The sequence below is a fragment of the Streptomyces sp. MCA2 genome (assembly GCF_023544705.1).
GTDB classification, from domain to species: domain Bacteria; phylum Actinomycetota; class Actinomycetes; order Streptomycetales; family Streptomycetaceae; genus Streptomyces; species Streptomyces decoyicus.
Genome location: NZ_JAMJFM010000046.1, coordinates 17,817 through 34,528 on the forward strand (window position 1 = coordinate 17,817; position 16,712 = coordinate 34,528).

Sequence of the window (16,712 nt, forward strand, 5' to 3'; positions counted from 1 at the left end):
GGACCGGCCGAAGAGCGCGTGGACGTCCCGATCTTGGGCAGAGAACGCGTCGTCAGCGTCCTGCGCCGCTGAAGCGGTGGGACCGCATACGCCAGAAACCTGCCGTGCTGACCGGTAAGCGCTGGTCAGTGGGTGCCCGAGTTGGGACTGACCAGATCACTCCGTCACGGGCAGGCACTCGGCGAGCAGGTCGACGACGTCATGCCAGGCTCGCTGCGCATGCCGCGGGTGGTATCCGACGCCGGGGCGCACGGTGTGGTCGACCGGCGGGTGGTGGAAGGCATGCAAGGCGCCGCCGTAGACCACGAGGCGCCAGTCGACGCCCGCGGCTTGCATCTCGGCCGTGAATGCGTCCCGTTGCGCGGGCGGCATGATCGGGTCTTCCGACCCGACCCCGGCCCACACCGGGCAGCGGATGCGCGCCGCCTCGTCCGGTCGGCCGGTGGTCAGTCCGTTGACGGTCCCGATCGCGCGCAGGTTGACGCCGTCGCGCCCGAGTTCCAGCGCGATCGCGCCGCCGGTGCCGTAGCCGACGGCGGCGATCCGGTCGGGTTCGGTCCGCGGTTCGGCGCGCAGCACGTCGAGCGCCGCGTGGCCGATGCCCCGCATCCGGTCCGGGTCGGCGAGCAGCGGCATGCAACGGGCCAGCATCTCCTCGGGGTCGCCCAAATAGCGTCCGCCGTGGATGTCGAAGGCAAGCGCCACGTACCCCAGTTCGGCGAGGGTGTCGGCCCGGCGGCGCTCGACGTCGCTGAGCCCCGTGCCCTCTGGTCCGAGCAGCACTGCGGGCCGGCGGTCGGTACCGGCCGGAAGCGCGAGGTGCCCGAGCATCGTCAGACCGTCGGCCAGGTACTCGACCGTGCGCGTGGTAATCGTCGTCATGAGACTGGACGGTAGTGATCGACGGGCACGGTCGGGCCGGGGTTCACCGCCGGCAGAACAGCGCGGGTGTCCCTCTGGCCGCGCCAGAAACCGCTGAAGATACGGATGTTTCTCAGCTGCCGTGTCCGTGGACCGGGGCGGCTTCAAAAAGGCGCGGGAGCTCTTTGTGGACGCGGCCCGTATGTGTCTCAAGGACTCCTTGAGTGGTTGAGCCCTGACCGGCCCGGCGACGGATCTCGTCGCCAGCCGGTTGGCGCTGGGGCGCACGCAGCCGATGAGGGCGGGCAACGAGCCGCCGCTCGGGAACAGAACCGACCCCGCCCCAGATCGTTGGCCGAAGCAGTGGCCTGGGCCACGCCGACTCCATAGCATCGATCCACCAAGGTCGAGACTCCGTCGCACGATCTGCCGGGAGGCCAAGTGTTCCGCCGTAGGACAGCGCTCTCCGTATCCGCCACCGCCGCTCTGCTGGCCGTGGCCCCGTTGCTCACGGCCTGTGGCAGCGACGCCCATCCGGGGGCCGCGGCCATCGTGGACGGGAAGCGGATCACCGTCTCGCAGTTGCAGGCGAAGGTGAAGGACGTACGCGCCGCCCAGGCGAAGTCCCCGCAGGGCGGCCAGATGATCATGAACACCGGGCGGCTGAGCCTGGCCACGCTCAACGGCATGATCTTCGACGAGGTGCTGGCCCGCGGCGCGAAGGACGCCGGGGTGACGGTCACCCGCCGCGACGTCCAGCGGTGGCGGGCCGAGGCCGAGAAGCAGGCCGGCGGCGCCGAGCGGCTGAAGGCGATGTGGCTCCAGCAGGGCGTCGCCCCCGACGAGGTCGACTCCACGGTCCGCAATCAGCTGCTGCTCGACGGTGTCGCCCGGCACCTCGGCGCGGACCGCGGCAAACCGCAGGGCCAGCAGAAGCTCGCCCAGGCGCTGGCCAAGACCTCCCGTTCCATGGGGATCGACGTCAATCCGCGGTTCGGCAAGTGGGACGACCACCAGGTCATCCTCGGCGAGACCAAGGAAGCGTGGATCACCCGGGAGCCCGCGAAACAGCAGGCCTGAGCGGTCGGGGCAGCTGTAGGGGGCGGTCCGTAGGGGTTGGCCACGGGCGCCGTCCGTACAGGCCGGCCCTCACGGGGCGGGCCGTACGGGGTGAGCGGAGGGGAGCGCGGGGGTGTCCGGGCCCTTGCCGGCCGGGGCCGGGCATTGTCGGTGCGGTGCGTTACGTTCGAGGCGTGAACGCTGACGCCTCTGCCGCCGAGACCGGCGCCGACGCCCGCCCCGAGGGCACCGGCACCGGACGCCTGGTTCTGCTCACCACCAGCCACCGGGTCGCCCCCGGACTCCTGTCATGGCCTGCCTGGCAGATCCTGCGCGGGGCGGACCGGGTGCTGTGCGCCGACCCGGACCATCCGCAGCTGCCCTATCTGCGGGAGGCCGGCATCGAGGTGGAGACGGCCGCCCCCGCCGCCCGTGAACTGGTCGACTACTGCGTGCCGGAGGGCCGTACGGCCGTCGTCCTGACCTCGGCGGACGGTGAGAGCGCGCTGACCGACGGCCTGGCCCGGCTGGCCGGCTCCGGCCGCGAGACCATGCCGGACCTGGAGCTGCTGCCCGGCTCCTACGACCTGCCCGGCGCCCGGCTGCTCGACCTCGTCCAGGTCATGGACCAGATCCGCGCCGCCTGCCCCTGGAGCAGCATCCGTACGCACCGTGACCTCGCCAAGTACGGCATCGAGGAGGCGTACGAGCTGGTCGAGGCCATCGAGGAGGGCGACCGCGAGGCGCTCCGCGAGGAGTTGGGCGATGTCCTCCTCCAGGTCGTCTTCCATGCCCGGATCGCCCAGGACGACCCCGATGAGCCGTTCTCCCTCGACGATGTCGCGGGCGGCATCGTCGAGAAGCTGATCCATCGCCATCCCCATGTCTTCGGGGAGGAGGATGCCGCGACCCCGGAGGACGTCAAGGCGCACTGGCTGCGGACGAAGGCCGAGGAGAAGCAGCGCGAGTCGGTGACCGAGGGCATTCCGCTGGCCCAGCCCGGTCTGGCGCTGGCGGCGAAGCTCGCCTCGCGGGTCCGCACGGCGGGGCTCGACGTCGCGCCCCCGGCCGGCCAGGGCATCGGGTACGAGCTGCTGGCGCTGGCCATGCGGGCCGAGGCGGAGGGCGTGGACCCGGAGGCGGCGCTGCGGGCGGCGGCGCGGGCCTACCGGGATGCGGTGGTGGCCGCCGAGGGCGGTGCCGCCCCGGACCGGTCCGGCGGATCCGGGCCGGACTTGGCCTGAGGGCCGCACCCGTCATGAGGGCCGCACCTGTCCTGGCGCCGGACCGTCCCGAGGACCGCACCCGTCCTGCGGGACAGTGCGGCAGCGGATTCCGCAAGGGGCGGTTGGGGCACGGGAGTTGACGCGGCCGGCGCCACCGCCTCCTTCACGACGTGACCGACGCGGCTGTCTCCGTCACGAAGCGACCGGGGCCGTCGCCTCCGTCACGACGTGACCGGGGTGGTCGCTTCGCCGGCGGACGTCCCTTCGCCGGCGGCCGCCGGTTCCCGATCGCCGCGGCTGCCCGTCGTGGGGCGGCGCCGTAGCCGGTCGGCGAGCCAGAGCCCCACGACGGCCAGGGCCAGCGCGGCACCCAGTACGCACACCCCGCCCCAGTCCGCCGTGCCCCACACCACGGACGTCAGCGCCGAGCCCGCCGCCCCGCCCACGAAGTAGCTGGTCATATAGGCCGAGTTGAGGCGGTTGCGGGCCTCGGGGCGGACCGCGTAGACCAGGTTCTGGTTGCTGATGTGGACCGCCTGCGCGGCCAGGTCCAGCACGATCACCCCGGCCACCAGCGCCGCCAGCGACCAGGCACCGCCCGCCCCGCCGGCCGCCAGCAGGCCCCAGGACCCCAGCAGCAGGAACGCCGCGGCGCCGGTGACGTGATGCGCCAGACCCCGGTCCGCCAGCCGTCCGCCCACCGAGGCGGACAGCGAACCGGCCGCGCCCACCAGCCCCAGCAGACCGATGGCCGACTCCTGCCAGCCGTAGGCCGGTCCGGACATCAAGAACGCCAGCGCCGTCCACAGCACGCTGAAGCCCGCGAAGGTCAGCGCGCCCAGCGCGCCCCGCCACCGCAGCACCGGCTCCTGGGCGAACAGCGCCAGCGTGGAGCGCAGCAGCGCCGGATAGCGCAGCCCGGCGGTGGTGCGCAGCGTGGGCAGCCGGAGCCGCAGCAGCACCGCCATCAGCAGCATCAGCGCCGCGTTCACCCAGTACACGGTGCGCCAGCCGCCCAGCTCTGCCAGCAGCCCGGCGGCCGTACGGGCCAGCAGGATGCCCAGCAGCAGCCCGGTCATGACGGTGCCGACGGTCCGGCCGCGCTCGGCGGGCGCCGCGAGGGTCGCCGCGTAGGGCACCACGACCTGGGCGGCGACCGAGGTCAGGCCGGTCAGGGCGGTGCCGGTCAGCAGGAGGGCGGCGTTCGGCGCGCTCGCGGTGACGGTGAGGAAGGCCGCGGTCGCCGCGGTCAGGGTGACGGCCAGCCGGCGCCGCTCCAGCAGATCGCCGAGCGGGACGAGCAGCAGCAGGCCGAGGCCGTAGCCGACCTGGGCGACCGTGACGACCAGCGCGGCGGTGGACGCGGACAGCTCCAGGTCGCGGCCGATGACGTCCAGCAGCGGCTGGGCGAAGTAGTTGCCGGCGACGGACAGTCCGGCGGCGACCGACATCAGCAGCAGCATGCCGCGGCCCAGCCCCGGCCGCGGGCCCGCCGCGCCTTCCGCGGCCGGCTCGGGTATCTGCGCGCTCGCCATGACATGACCTCCCCTGTAACGCCCGCGGCCACCGCGGCGGCGGGCACGTCCCAGCCTGGGCCCGTCCGATCGATGAGTCCAACACATCGTTGTCATCGCATCCATCGTGGATCGAGATCAGTGCTGGCTAGGATCGGTGGACATGGAGCTCCAGCAGATGCGCTATGTGGTCGCGGTGGCCGAGACCGGTGGGTTCACCCGGGCCGCCGAGCGCTGTCATGTGGTGCAGTCCGCGCTCAGCCATCAGATCGCCCGGCTGGAGAAGGAGCTCGGGGCCCGGCTCTTCGACCGGACCAGCCGCAGCGTCCGGCTGACCACCGCCGGTGAGGCCTTCGTCCCGGTCGCCCGGCAGGCGCTGGAGGCGGCCGAGCGCGCCCGCGCGGAGGTGGCGGCGGCGACCGGCGAGGTGCGCGGCCGGCTCGCGGTCGGCGCGATCTCCACCGTCGCGGCCGTGGACCTCGCCCGTGAGCTGGGCGCCTTCCGCACACGTTGTCCCCAGGTGCGGATCAGCCTCCAGATGGAGATGAGCGATGCGCTCCTGGAGAAGGTGCGGCAGGGCGTGCTGGACGTCGCCTTCGTCGGGCTGGTGCCCGGCGCCCGCACCGTCGGCGTACGGGAGAAGGAGCTGGCGCGCGGTGAGCTGGTCGCCGTGGTCCCGCCGGGGCATCCGCTGGCGGGGCGGGAGTGGACCACGCTGGCGCGGGTGGCGCGGGAGACCTTTGTGGACTTCACGGCGGGGTCCGCGGCCCGCCGGCAGCGCGACGAGGCGTTCCGTGCGGCGGGGCTGACCTCGGAGGTGGCCTTCGAGGTGACCACCGTTGAGTTCCTGGCGAAGCTGGTGCGGGCGGGCCTCGGCGTCGGCATGGTGCCGGAGGCCATCGCCTCCGAGCTGTCCGGGCTGCACATCGTGCGGGTGCGCCCGGCGCCGGAGCGGACCGAGCGGGTGGTCTGGAGCGGTCTCGGCCCGTCGCCGGCGGCCGTGGCGTTCCTGCAAGGGCTGGGGGTGGATCCGGCGTAGCGCGGGGTGCGGTGGGCCCCGGCCGGTGCGCGGGCGCGCCGTGGTGCGCCCAGCGGTTACGGTCGGAAGGTGCACGACAAGCCCCACGCCCCCTCCGCCGACGCCCCCGCGGGCTGCCCCGCCGCCGCGCCCGCCCCCGAGCTGTTCACCTGGGAGTTCGCCGCCGATCCCTACCCCGCGTACGCCTGGCTGCGCGAGCATGCGCCGGTGCACCGGACCGAGCTGCCCAGTGGTGTCGAGGCCTGGCTGGTGACCCGTTACACCGAGGCGCGGCAGGCGCTCGCCGACGGCCGGCTGTCCAAGAACCCGGTGCATCACAGCGAGGCCGCGCACGGCAAGGGCAAGGTCGGCATCCCCGGTGAGCGCAGCGCCAACCTGATGACGCATCTGCTCAACATCGACCCACCGGACCACACCCGGCTGCGCCGGCTGGTCTCGAAGGCCTTCACCCCGCGCCGGGTCGCCGCCTTCGCCCCGCGGGTCCAGGAGCTGACCGATCACCTCATCGACCAGTTCGCGGCGAAGGGGGAGGCGGATCTGATCCATGAGTTCGCCTTTCCGCTCCCCATTTACGCGATCTGCGATCTGCTGGGCGTCCCGCGCGAGGACCAGGACGACTTCCGCGACTGGGCCGGCATGATGATCCGGCACGGCGGGGGGCCGCGCGGCGGTGTCGCCCGGTCCGTGAAGAAGATGCGCGGCTATCTCGCCGAGCTGATCCACCGCAAGCGCGAGTCCCTGGGCGACACCGCGGAGCCGGACGAGGATCTGATCTCCGGCCTGATCAGGGCCTCCGACCACGGCGAGCACCTCACCGAGAACGAGGCCGCCGCGATGGCCTTCATCCTGCTCTTCGCCGGTTTCGAGACCACCGTCAACCTCATCGGCAACGGCATCTATGCGCTGCTGCGCCACCCCGCCCAGCGCGAGCTGCTCCAGAAGTCGCTGGCGGCGGGCGACACCGAGCTGCTCACCACCGGTATCGAGGAACTGCTCCGTTATGACGGGCCCGTGGAGCTGGCGACCTGGCGGTTCGCGACCGAGGAGCTGACGCTGGCCGGGCAGCGGATCGCGAAGGGCGACCCGGTCCTGGTGGTGCTGGCCGCCGCCGACCGCGACCCGGCACGCTTCGACGAGCCGGACGTCCTCGATCTGACCCGTCGTGACAACCAGCATCTGGGATACGGGCACGGCATCCACTACTGCCTGGGCGCGCCGCTCGCCCGGCTCGAAGGACAGGCCGCTCTGGCGACGCTGCTGAACCGGCTCCCGGACATCCGGCTTGCCGCGGAACCGGATGATTTGCGCTGGCGTGGCGGGCTCATCATGCGCGGACTGCGGTCGCTGCCGGTGGAGTTCGGGCCCGAGCGGCCCTGACCAGCGAAAAGGACAAATGTGACGCTGAGTCAGTCGTGTGACCTTTACGTGATCTCCACTACACCGACTTGTGACTACCCGTGACCCCGGCTACCTTTCGACCGACGATCGACGGCTTCACTCGATCGGCCGAAGCGGTGATGTGGGGGACCGGTGTAACGGTGTGCCTCGTGCGCGCCGGCCGGGCGGGTGACCCGTCGAGCAGCTCGACGAGCTCGTCGTACAACTCAACCGCCGCGCGAAAGGCATCCGCATGCGTTCCGGGAACGGCCGACATCGTCGCCCCCGTCAGGCACCGGCCATCTTTGTCACGGTGGGAGCGACCGGCGCCGGCATCGCCCTGCCCCTGCTCGGTGCGAGCGGCGCTCACGCCGCCGACACCGCGACCTGGGACAAGGTCGCCCAGTGCGAGAGCGGCGGCGTCTGGAGCGCGGCCTCGGGCAACGGCTACTACGGCGGGCTCCAGCTCACCCAGGAGCTGTGGGACACCTACGGCGGCGCGGCCTATGCCTCGCGCCCCGACCTCGCCAGCCGCTCCCAGCAGATCGCGGTGGCCCAGTCGATCCTCGACGCCCGCGGCCCGGACCAGTGGTCGAGCTGTGCGGTGAGCGCCGGTCTCGCCAAGGACGGGCGCGCGCCGGAGGTCGACCCGGGCAGCGTCGCCACCCCCTCGCCCGCCCCGTCGGACGCGGACGGGTCCTCGGACCCCTGGGACTCGTCCGGTTCGTCCGGCACGCACGGCGACCCGGACTCCGTCGGGCAGCAGCGCGACGAGCCCGGCGACGAGCCGTCCGATCCGGCGCCCTCGCCCGACGCCACGGACTCCGGCCGCTCCGGCGACGCGTCCACGAGCCCGGAGCCGTCCGACCCGGAGCCGTCCGACCCGACGCCGTCCGACCCGGCGACGCCGGACGACCGGGACGGCGGCCCGTCGCAGTCCGCCGACCCGTCCGACGGGGGCAGCCGTCCGGACACGACCGGCACCCCGCAGGAGAAGCCCGCCAAGGGCAAGCACCGCGGCGGCGCGGGCGACGACGAGGACAGGTCCGCCGGCGGCCGGCATGCCTCGCGGGGCGATGACGCGCACCGCACGGGCCCGGCGGCCGACGGCGACTACACCGTGCGGCCGGGTGACACGCTGTCAGCCATCGCCCAGGCCCACCGGCTGCCCGGTGGCTGGGCCGCGCTCTACGAGGGCAACGAGGGCGTCATCGGCTCCGACGCCGACCTGATCAAGCCGGGCCAACTGCTCGATCTGGGGCACAAGGAAGGGTAGTTCGCCACCTTCGCCCGCTTTTGGGGAAAGTGAGACAAGGCTCTCGTTGACTCCGGTGAACCCCGGTTCGTCCCACCTCGTGGAACCGGGGTTCACCTGCGGATATGTGACCTAGCCGTGATCAAAAACGGTCAACTTGGTTCACATGATGGGGTTTGAACCCCAGGGCGGTTACTGCTTAACGTCAGGACCGCTCGCCAAAGCGGGCCCTTTGATCACACGCCGAATCCTGCCGGTGATCGGAGGCACTTGACGCGCAAGCGCCGAAGGCAGGAGCGGGGGACCCAAGGTACGTGCCGGCCCCACCCGTGAAAGCGGGTCAACCGGCTTGGGGTGAAGCCACGTGCGCCACGCGCACGCGGCCGGGCGACTTCTCACAGCCCGAACCCGACAGCTCACCTCGTAGGCGTCGGTGAGGAAACGAACGAACCATGCTGATCATCAAGGGCAAGCACCGTCGTCCCTCCAAGGCCGTCCGCGTCGCCACCCTCGCCGGCATCGCCGGTGCTGCCGTGGCCGTCCCGCTGATGGGCGCCACCTCCGCCTCTGCCGCCTCCGTGGCCACCTGGGACAAGGTCGCCCAGTGTGAGTCCGGCGGCAACTGGTCGATCAACACCGGTAACGGCTACTACGGTGGCCTCCAGTTCTCCAACTCCAGCTGGGCCGCCGCCGGTGGCACCCAGTACGCGGCGCGCGCCGACCTGGCCAGCAAGTCCCAGCAGATCGCCGCCGCCGAGAAGCTCCTCGCCATCCAGGGCCCGGGTGCCTGGTCCTGCGCCGGTGCCGGCAACCTGACCTCCGGTGGCCCGGCCGCCGACGTCGACACCTCCGGCTCCGCGCAGACCAAGTCCGCGCCGCAGCAGGACCAGGGCAAGACCGAGGCGAAGAAGGCCCCGGCCGCCCCCGAGCAGCACGCCTCGCGCTCGACCGAGCGCAAGTCCATGGGCCACGGCAACTACACCGTCAAGGCGGGCGACACCCTCGCCAAGATCGCCAAGGCCCACGGCAGCGACTGGAAGTCGGTCTACAAGGCCAACAAGTCGGTCATCGGCGGCAACCCGAACCTGATCTTCCCGGGTCAGAAGCTCAACGTCTGAGTCCCTCCCTCTCCGGGACGCGGGCGGGCCCGAGCGGCGGGCCCCCTTCCCCCGTGAGACCGCCCCGCCCCGGCGCGCCCTTCCCCCGAGCGCGCCGGGGCGGGGTTTCTTCTGCCCGGGCCGAGACCGGACCGCGCCCGGGCAGACGCCGCCGGGCCCGAGGCCGGACCGACGCCGGGCCGCGACCGCACGCCGCCGACCGCTCCCGCTCGGCGAATGTTCCCGTTCGGCGAACAATGCGGCCAAACGCCCGTGAACTGGGTCTTCAGAGGGCTTTGCACGGCTTTCCATCCCACAGAGCGGGCCAAGGGCAGGCGGACGAGCCCGGGGCCGTTAGGCTCATGCGCAGAACGCCAGACACCCACGAAGGAGACAACGTGCCGTCGATCGACGTCGTCGTAGCCCGCGAAATTCTCGACTCGCGAGGTAATCCCACGGTCGAGGTCGAGGTCGGCCTCGACGACGGCAGCACCGGCCGTGCCGCCGTCCCGTCCGGTGCCTCCACCGGCGCCTTCGAGGCCATCGAGCTCCGCGACGGCGACCCGAACCGCTACCTGGGCAAGGGCGTGGAGAAGGCCGTCCTGGCCGTCATCGAGCAGATCGGCCCGGAGCTCGTCGGCTACGACGCGACCGAGCAGCGGCTGATCGACCAGGCCATGTTCGACCTGGACGCCACCGACAACAAGGGCTCGCTCGGCGCCAACGCCATCCTCGGCGTCTCCCTCGCCGTCGCGCACGCCGCCTCCGAGGCCAGCGACCTCCCGCTGTTCCGCTACCTCGGTGGCCCGAACGCGCACGTCCTGCCCGTCCCGATGATGAACATCCTGAACGGCGGCTCGCACGCCGACTCCAACGTGGACATCCAGGAGTTCATGATCGCCCCGATCGGCGCGGAGTCCTTCTCCGAGGCGCTGCGCTGGGGCGCCGAGGTCTACCACACCCTCAAGAAGGTCCTGAAGACCAAGGGTCTGGCCACCGGCCTCGGCGACGAGGGCGGCTTCGCCCCGAACCTGGGCTCCAACCGCGAGGCCCTCGACCTCATCCTCGAGGCCATCAAGGAAGCCGGTTACGCCCCCGGCCAGGACATCGCGCTCGCGCTGGACGTCGCCGCCTCCGAGTTCTACAAGGACGGCAAGTACCAGTTCGAGGGCAAGGACCGCTCGGCCGCCGAGATGACCGAGTACTACGAGGAGCTGGTGGCGGCCTACCCGCTCGTCTCCATCGAGGACCCGCTGTTCGAGGACGACTGGGCCGGCTGGAAGGTCATCACCGACAAGCTCGGCGCCAAGGTCCAGCTCGTCGGCGACGACCTGTTCGTCACCAACCCCGAGCGCCTCGCCCGTGGCATCGAGGAGGGCTCCGCCAACGCGCTGCTGGTGAAGGTCAACCAGATCGGCTCGCTGACCGAGACCCTGGACGCCGTCGAGCTGGCCCAGCGCAACGGCTTCAAGTGCATGATGTCGCACCGCTCCGGTGAGACCGAGGACGTCACCATCGCCGACCTCGCCGTCGCCACCAACTGCGGCCAGATCAAGACCGGCGCCCCGGCCCGCTCCGAGCGCGTCGCCAAGTACAACCAGCTGCTGCGCATCGAGGAGATCCTCGACGACGCCGCGGTCTACGCCGGCCGCTCCGCCTTCCCGCGGTTCCGTCACGGCAGCTGACCCACGGCGGCCCGCCGCCCCGGCCGACCGGGGCAAGGGCTGAACGGGCGAGACAACCGCCCAGCACCCCGTACGTCCCCGGCAACGGTCCCGTACCGTTGCCGGGGACGCGTCTGCTTCAGCAGTCAGGCGTCCGTCAGTGAAGGGGAGACGACGTGCCCGCGGACCGGTTCTCGACCGCGACCCGACTCAAGGCGCTCGGCGAGCAGGCCGCCGCCCGCGTCTACCGAGCCCGCCCGCCCCGCCGCAACCGCCTCACCGGCCGTGCCGCACTGCTGGCGCTGGTGATGTGCTCCCTGGTCGTCGCCCTCGCCTACCCGATAAGGCAGTACGTCTCCCAGCGTTCGGACATCGCCGACCAGCGCCGCAGGGCCCAGGACGCCGGCGCCGCCCTGGACCGGCTGCGCGAGCAGAAGGCCCGCTGGCAGGACCCGGAGTACGTACGCCAGCAGGCCCGCCGGCATCTGCACTACGTCATGCCGGGCGAGACCGGATACATCGTCCAGGACGGCTCCGGCACCGGCTCCGCACCGAAGGGGCCGCAAGCGGCGCAGCGCCCCTGGTACGAGAACCTGTGGGACACCGTCGACGCGGCCGACAAGCGGTAGCCGCGGCCTGCCCGTACCACCGCCGGGCGGCAGCCCGTAATGTCGGCACGGGACGGCCCGCACCGGCCCGCCGTCACCTCACCACTCACCTCACCGAAAGCGCACATGGACACGCCCCCGCCCCAGACCGAGTCCACCGAGCCCACCGACGCGGACATCGCCGCCTTCCGGGAACAGCTCGGCCGCCCGCCGCGCGGCCTGCGCGCCATCGCGCACCGCTGCCCCTGCGGGCAGCCGGATGTCGTCGAGACGGCGCCGCGCCTGGAGGACGGCACGCCCTTCCCCACGCTCTACTACCTCACCTGCCCGCGCGCGGCCTCCGCGATCGGCACGCTGGAGGCCAACGGCGTGATGAAGGAGATGACCGAGCGGCTGGCGGCCGACCCGGAGCTGGCCGCCGCCTACCGGGCCGCTCATGAGGACTACATCCGGCGGCGGGACGCCATCGACGTGCTGCAAGGCTTCCCGAGCGCGGGCGGCATGCCGGACCGGGTCAAGTGCCTGCATGTCCTCGTCGGCCATTCGCTGGCGGCCGGGCCGGGCGTCAACCCGCTCGGCGACGAGGCCCTCGCGATGCTGCCGGAGTGGTGGAAGAAGGGGCCGTGCGTGACCCCCTGCCAGGACACCCCCGGAACCCAAGTCGCTCCCGAAGGAGACGCCACGTGAAGCGGGTCGCCGCCATCGACTGCGGTACGAACTCCATCCGTCTGCTGGTCGCGGACGCCGACCCGGCGACGGGCGAGCTGAAGGACCTCGACCGCCGGATGCAGATCGTCCGGCTGGGCCAGGGCGTGGACCGCACCGGGCGGCTGGCGCCCGAGGCGCTGGAGCGCACCTTCGCGGCCTGCCGGGAGTACGCCGCGGTGATCAAGGGCCTGGGCGCCGAGCAGGTCCGCTTCGTGGCGACCTCCGCCTCCCGGGACGCCGAGAACCGCGAGGACTTCGTCCGCGGTGTGGTGGACATCCTGGGCGTGGAGCCCGAGGTGATCACCGGTGACCAGGAGGCGGAGTTCTCCTTCAACGGCGCCACCAAGGAGCTCACCGCCCGCGAGGACCTTCGGCGGCCCTTCCTGGTGGTCGACATCGGCGGCGGCTCGACCGAGTTCGTCCTCGGCAGCGAGTCCGTACGCGCCGCCCGCTCGGTCGACGTCGGCTGCGTACGGATGACCGAGCGGCATCTGGTGCACGGCGGCGACATCAGCGACCCGCCGGCCCCGGGGCAGATCGCGGCCATAAAGGCCGATGTCGCGGCGGCACTGGACCGGGCCGAGGAGACCGTCCCGCTGGGCGAGGCCGCCACCCTCGTGGGCCTGGCCGGCTCCGTGACCACGGTCGCCGCGATCGCGCTGGGTCTCGGCCAGTACGACTCCGAGGCCATTCACCACTCCCGGATCCCGCTGGCGAAGGTCCGCGAGATCACCGACATGCTGCTGTCCTCCACCCATGCCGAGCGCGCGGCCATCCCCGTCATGCACCCGGGCCGGGTCGACGTGATCGCCGCGGGCGCGCTCGTGCTGCTGTCGATCATGGAGCGGACGGGCGCCGGGGAGGTCGTCGTCAGCGAGCACGACATCCTGGACGGCATCGCCTGGAGCCTCGCCGGCTGAGGCTCTTCGGAGCGCGGCGGAGGCCGGCAACGGGCCTCTGCCGCGTGGCCTTTCGAGCGGTGGGTCCGCCCGTCCGAGCGCCCTTCGGGGGGCGCCGGGAGGTCCCGCGGACAGGTCCGCGGAGAAAGTTCGTGAAATCCTTCACATGAAAAAGCCTCCCGTTGGACGAACAATCTGATCGTCCGACCCTCATTCGAAGGCTTCGGGGCGTCCGGACCCGGAAAATGCGCGGCTGCCGATCCGCGGGCGGCGCGCTCGCACCGGCGCTGGTTCCTCCGTCGGACGGGCGACAATCCCTGATCAACAGGGGTCTCCAACGCCTCGCATGACATGGTGGTTCCGGATTGGACTATGGCGTCGGTCACGAAGGCGGCGGAGTGTAGCAGATGCCTCCCGGGTGCTTGTGAAGGGGCTCACGAGCGACCCCCCATGTGGGGGTGGATACTCGATTGCATGAGCACCACGGAGCGTCCCAGGATCCTCGTTGTAGGCGGTGGGTACGTAGGCCTGTACGCGGCACGTCGCATCCTCAAGAAGATGCGGTACGGCGAGGCGACCGTCACGGTCGTCGACCCGCGCTCGTACATGACGTACCAGCCCTTCCTCCCTGAAGCTGCGGCCGGCAGCATCTCCCCCCGCCACGTCGTGGTTCCGCTACGACGCGTGCTCCCCAAGGCGGAGGTTCTCACCGGCCGGGTCACGACCATCGACCAGGACCGCAAGGTGGCGACGATCGCCCCGCTGGTCGGCGAGGCGTACGAGCTGCCCTTCGACTACCTGGTCATCGCGATGGGTGCGGTCTCCCGTACCTTCCCGATCCCCGGTCTGGCCGAGAACGGCATCGGCATGAAGGGCGTGGAAGAGGCCATCGGCCTGCGCAACCACGTGCTGGAGCAGCTGGACAAGGCCGACTCCACGACCGACGAGGACGTCCGCCGCAAGGCGCTGACCTTCGTCTTCGTGGGCGGTGGCTTCGCGGGTGCGGAGACCATCGGCGAGGTCGAGGACATGGCCCGTGATGCCGCGAAGTACTACAACAACGTGAAGCGCGAGGACATGCGCTTCCTGCTGGTCGACGTCGCCGACAAGATCCTCCCCGAGGTCGGTCCCAAGCTCGGTGCCTACGGCAAGGAGCACCTCGAGAGCCGCGGCGTCGAGGTCTACCTCAAGACCGGCATGGACTCCTGCGTCGACGGCCACGTGAAGCTCAACAACGGCCTCGAGGTCGACTCCAACACCATCGTGTGGACTGCGGGCGTCAAGCCGAACCCGGCGCTGGCCCGCTTCGGTCTGCCGCTCGGCCCGCGCGGCCACGTCGACACCGGCACCACCCTCCAGGTGCAGGGCACCGACTACATCTGGGCGGCCGGCGACAACGCGCAGGTCCCCGACCTGGTCGGGCGCAAGGCCGGCAACGAGAACGCCTGGTGCCCGCCGAACGCGCAGCACGCGCTGCGGCAGGCCAAGATCCTCGGCGACAACGTGGTGTCCGGGATGCGCGGCTTCCCGCAGAAGGACTACAGCCACGCCAACAAGGGTGCGGTCGCCGGTCTGGGCCTGCACAAGGGCGTCGCGATGATCGTCATGGGCAAGATGAAGATCAAGCTCAAGGGCCGTCTCGCCTGGTACATGCACCGCGCGTACCACGGCATGGCGATGCCGACGTTCAACCGCAAGATCCGGGTCTTCGCCGACTGGACGCTGGCGATGTTCCTCAAGCGCGAGGTCGTCTCGCTCGGCGCCATGGAGAACCCCCGCGAGGAGTTCTACGAGGCCGCCAAGCCGGCGCCGGCCCCGCCGACCGCCGCCGAGGCCGGGGACAAGACCAAGGCCAAGGCTTCCTGAATTCCCGGTCGGGTACTCCGACCAGCCCGAAGGGCGTCCGCCATCCGTGGGGCGGACGCCCTTTGGCGTGTCCGCTCTGGCGAAAACCGGGCGGTGTGCGGTTCTCTTGCGTGTGAACGGGACTATCTGGGCGCCCCATTGGCGTTTACGTGGTGGGTGAAACTTCTTTGCCCGACTCGTCAACACGGAGGTGTGCGACATGGCCGACGCCGCTGGACGGCTCACCAAGCTCGCCGAGGAGGTGCTGGGGGCCCCGCTCCCCGTACGCATCCGCGCCTGGGACCGCAGCGAGTCCGGCCCGCCGGGGGCACCCACACTCGTCATCCGCCATCGCCGTGCGTTGCGGCGGCTGCTGTTCAAGCCGGGTGAGCTGGGGCTGGCCCGTGCGTGGGTGGCCGGTGACCTCGATATCGAGGGCGATCTCTACGCCGCGCTCGATGTGCTCGCCGGGCTGATCTGGGAGCGCGGCACCGACGCCCCCCAACCGCGGCGCGCCGCCGTGCTGCGCGCCCTGGCCCGCCCGGAGATCCGCGCCGCCGCCCGGGAGATGCTGACGCTGGCCGGCGTCCCGGTCCCGCCGACGCCGCCCGCGGAAGAGGTCAGACGCCGGCGTGGACCGCTGCACACCCTGCGGCGCGACAAGGAAGCCATCAGCCACCACTACGACGTCGGCAACGACTTCTACGCCCTGGTGCTGGGCCCGTCGATGGTCTACTCGTGCGCCTACTGGGGGACCGCGGACGACGGCGTCACCAGCCTGGAGGACGCCCAGCGCGACAAGCTCGACCTGATCTGCCGCAAGCTCGGGCTCCGGGAGGGCGCGCGGCTGCTCGATGTCGGCTGCGGCTGGGGTTCGATGGTGCTGCACGCGGCCCGCGAGTACGGCGTACGGGCGGTCGGCATCACGCTCTCCGAGGAGCAGGCCACCTTCGCCCGTAAGCGCATCGCCGAGGCCGGGCTGGCGGACCGGATCGAGATCCGGGTGCAGGACTACCGCGAGATCAAGGACGAGCCGTTCGACGCCATCTCCTCGGTCGGGATGGCCGAGCATGTCGGGCGGACGCAGTACGCGGAGTACGCCGAGGCGCTGTTCTCCCTGCTCAAGCCCGGCGGGCGGCTGCTCAACCACCAGATCGCCCGCCGCCCGGTGGCCGACGAGGAGACGTACCACGTCGACGAGTTCATCGACCGGTATGTGTTCCCGGACGGTGAGCTGGCGCCGCTCGGCCGGACCGTCGGCCAGCTGGAGGAGGCCGGGTTCGAGGTGCGGGACGTGGAGGCGATCCGTGAGCACTATGCGCTGACGCTGCGGCGCTGGGTCGCCAACCTGGAGCGGCACTGGGACGAGGCCGCGCGGATCACCTCCGTGGGGCGGGCCCGGGTGTGGCGGCTGTACATGGCCGCGTGCGCGCTGTCCTTCGAGCGCAACCGGATAGGAGTCAACCAGGTGCTGGCCGTCCGTACGCCGGAGCCCGGGGCCTCGGGGATGCCGCTGCGGGCGCGCGACTGGCGCACCGGCACCCACCGCGGCTGAACGCC

Annotated in this window: 14 protein-coding genes and 1 riboswitch; of the genes, 12 read left to right on the forward strand and 2 right to left on the reverse strand. The window is 71.7% G+C overall.

Annotated elements, in window-relative coordinates; translation table 11 throughout:
* Positions 1–156 precede the first annotated feature (156 nt).
* On the reverse strand, positions 157–882 hold the full coding sequence (locus M8I34_RS30490) for a dienelactone hydrolase family protein (protein ID WP_250054863.1): 726 nt from the start codon (positions 880–882) through the stop codon (positions 157–159).
* Between the two features lie 420 nt (positions 883–1,302).
* Here M8I34_RS30490 and M8I34_RS30495 point away from each other — a divergent pair, with 420 nt between their 5' ends.
* The gene (locus M8I34_RS30495) at positions 1,303–1,941 is read left to right on the forward strand and encodes a SurA N-terminal domain-containing protein (protein ID WP_250054865.1); all 639 of its coding nucleotides are present in this window, start codon (positions 1,303–1,305) and stop codon (positions 1,939–1,941) included.
* Between the two features lie 173 nt (positions 1,942–2,114).
* Positions 2,115–3,164, forward strand: a complete 1,050-nt coding sequence (locus M8I34_RS30500; protein WP_250054867.1) for a nucleoside triphosphate pyrophosphohydrolase — start codon at positions 2,115–2,117, stop codon at positions 3,162–3,164.
* A gap of 203 nt (positions 3,165–3,367) precedes the next feature.
* On the opposite strand, the gene M8I34_RS30505 is transcribed toward M8I34_RS30500, so the two are convergent.
* On the reverse strand, positions 3,368–4,681 hold the full coding sequence (locus M8I34_RS30505; RefSeq protein ID WP_250054869.1) for an MFS transporter: 1,314 nt from the start codon (positions 4,679–4,681) through the stop codon (positions 3,368–3,370).
* Between the two features lie 142 nt (positions 4,682–4,823).
* Here M8I34_RS30505 and M8I34_RS30510 point away from each other — a divergent pair, with 142 nt between their 5' ends.
* From M8I34_RS30510 to M8I34_RS30555, 10 genes are all read left to right on the forward strand, one after another.
* On the forward strand, positions 4,824–5,699 hold the full coding sequence (locus M8I34_RS30510) for a LysR family transcriptional regulator (protein ID WP_250054871.1): 876 nt from the start codon (positions 4,824–4,826) through the stop codon (positions 5,697–5,699).
* 69 nt (positions 5,700–5,768) lie between these two features.
* Entirely contained in the window at positions 5,769–7,076 is a 1,308-nt protein-coding gene (locus M8I34_RS30515; RefSeq protein WP_250054873.1) for a cytochrome P450, read from the forward strand.
* Between the two features lie 313 nt (positions 7,077–7,389).
* A complete protein-coding gene (locus M8I34_RS30520; RefSeq protein WP_308372729.1) occupies positions 7,390–8,352 on the forward strand; it encodes a transglycosylase family protein in 963 nt (320 codons plus the stop codon).
* Between the two features lie 210 nt (positions 8,353–8,562).
* Positions 8,563–8,776: riboswitch (cyclic di-AMP (ydaO/yuaA leader) on the forward strand.
* Positions 8,777–8,783: 7 nt separating this feature from the next.
* Positions 8,784–9,449, forward strand: a complete 666-nt coding sequence (locus M8I34_RS30525) for a transglycosylase family protein (RefSeq protein ID WP_244414354.1) — start codon at positions 8,784–8,786, stop codon at positions 9,447–9,449.
* A gap of 341 nt (positions 9,450–9,790) precedes the next feature.
* Positions 9,791–11,113: a phosphopyruvate hydratase gene (gene eno, locus M8I34_RS30530; RefSeq protein ID WP_244414355.1), complete on the forward strand. Its 1,323-nt coding sequence runs from the start codon at positions 9,791–9,793 to the stop codon at positions 11,111–11,113.
* Positions 11,114–11,268: 155 nt separating this feature from the next.
* A complete protein-coding gene (locus tag M8I34_RS30535) occupies positions 11,269–11,721 on the forward strand; it encodes a septum formation initiator family protein (RefSeq protein ID WP_244414356.1) in 453 nt (150 codons plus the stop codon).
* Between the two features lie 105 nt (positions 11,722–11,826).
* The gene (locus tag M8I34_RS30540) at positions 11,827–12,387 is read left to right on the forward strand and encodes a DUF501 domain-containing protein (RefSeq protein WP_250054877.1); all 561 of its coding nucleotides are present in this window, start codon (positions 11,827–11,829) and stop codon (positions 12,385–12,387) included.
* Entirely contained in the window at positions 12,384–13,328 is a 945-nt protein-coding gene (locus M8I34_RS30545; protein WP_250054880.1) for a Ppx/GppA phosphatase family protein, read from the forward strand. The genes M8I34_RS30540 and M8I34_RS30545 overlap by 4 nt, the downstream gene beginning before the upstream one ends.
* A 453-nt stretch (positions 13,329–13,781) precedes the next feature.
* Complete coding sequence (locus M8I34_RS30550; protein ID WP_030080449.1) at positions 13,782–15,173, forward strand: NAD(P)/FAD-dependent oxidoreductase; 1,392 nt, start codon at positions 13,782–13,784, stop codon at positions 15,171–15,173.
* 199 nt (positions 15,174–15,372) lie between these two features.
* Positions 15,373–16,707: a cyclopropane-fatty-acyl-phospholipid synthase family protein gene (locus tag M8I34_RS30555; RefSeq protein WP_250054882.1), complete on the forward strand. Its 1,335-nt coding sequence runs from the start codon at positions 15,373–15,375 to the stop codon at positions 16,705–16,707.
* The last annotated feature ends 5 nt before the right edge of the window (positions 16,708–16,712 follow it).

What these genes read in the sequence shown, in the direction of transcription:
- M8I34_RS30490 (WP_250054863.1), bottom strand. Translation starts at nt 882, where the DNA reads ATGACGACGATTACCACGCGCACGGTCGAGTACCTGGCCGACGGTCTG.
- M8I34_RS30505 (WP_250054869.1), bottom strand. Translation starts at nt 4,681, where the DNA reads ATGGCGAGCGCGCAGATACCCGAGCCGGCCGCGGAAGGCGCGGCGGGC.
- M8I34_RS30510 (WP_250054871.1), top strand. Translation starts at nt 4,824, where the DNA reads ATGGAGCTCCAGCAGATGCGCTATGTGGTCGCGGTGGCCGAGACCGGT.
- M8I34_RS30525 (WP_244414354.1), top strand. Translation starts at nt 8,784, where the DNA reads ATGCTGATCATCAAGGGCAAGCACCGTCGTCCCTCCAAGGCCGTCCGC.
- eno (WP_244414355.1), top strand. Translation starts at nt 9,791, where the DNA reads ATGCGCAGAACGCCAGACACCCACGAAGGAGACAACGTGCCGTCGATC.
- M8I34_RS30540 (WP_250054877.1), top strand. Translation starts at nt 11,827, where the DNA reads ATGGACACGCCCCCGCCCCAGACCGAGTCCACCGAGCCCACCGACGCG.
- M8I34_RS30550 (WP_030080449.1), top strand. Translation starts at nt 13,782, where the DNA reads ATGAGCACCACGGAGCGTCCCAGGATCCTCGTTGTAGGCGGTGGGTAC.
- M8I34_RS30555 (WP_250054882.1), top strand. Translation starts at nt 15,373, where the DNA reads ATGGCCGACGCCGCTGGACGGCTCACCAAGCTCGCCGAGGAGGTGCTG.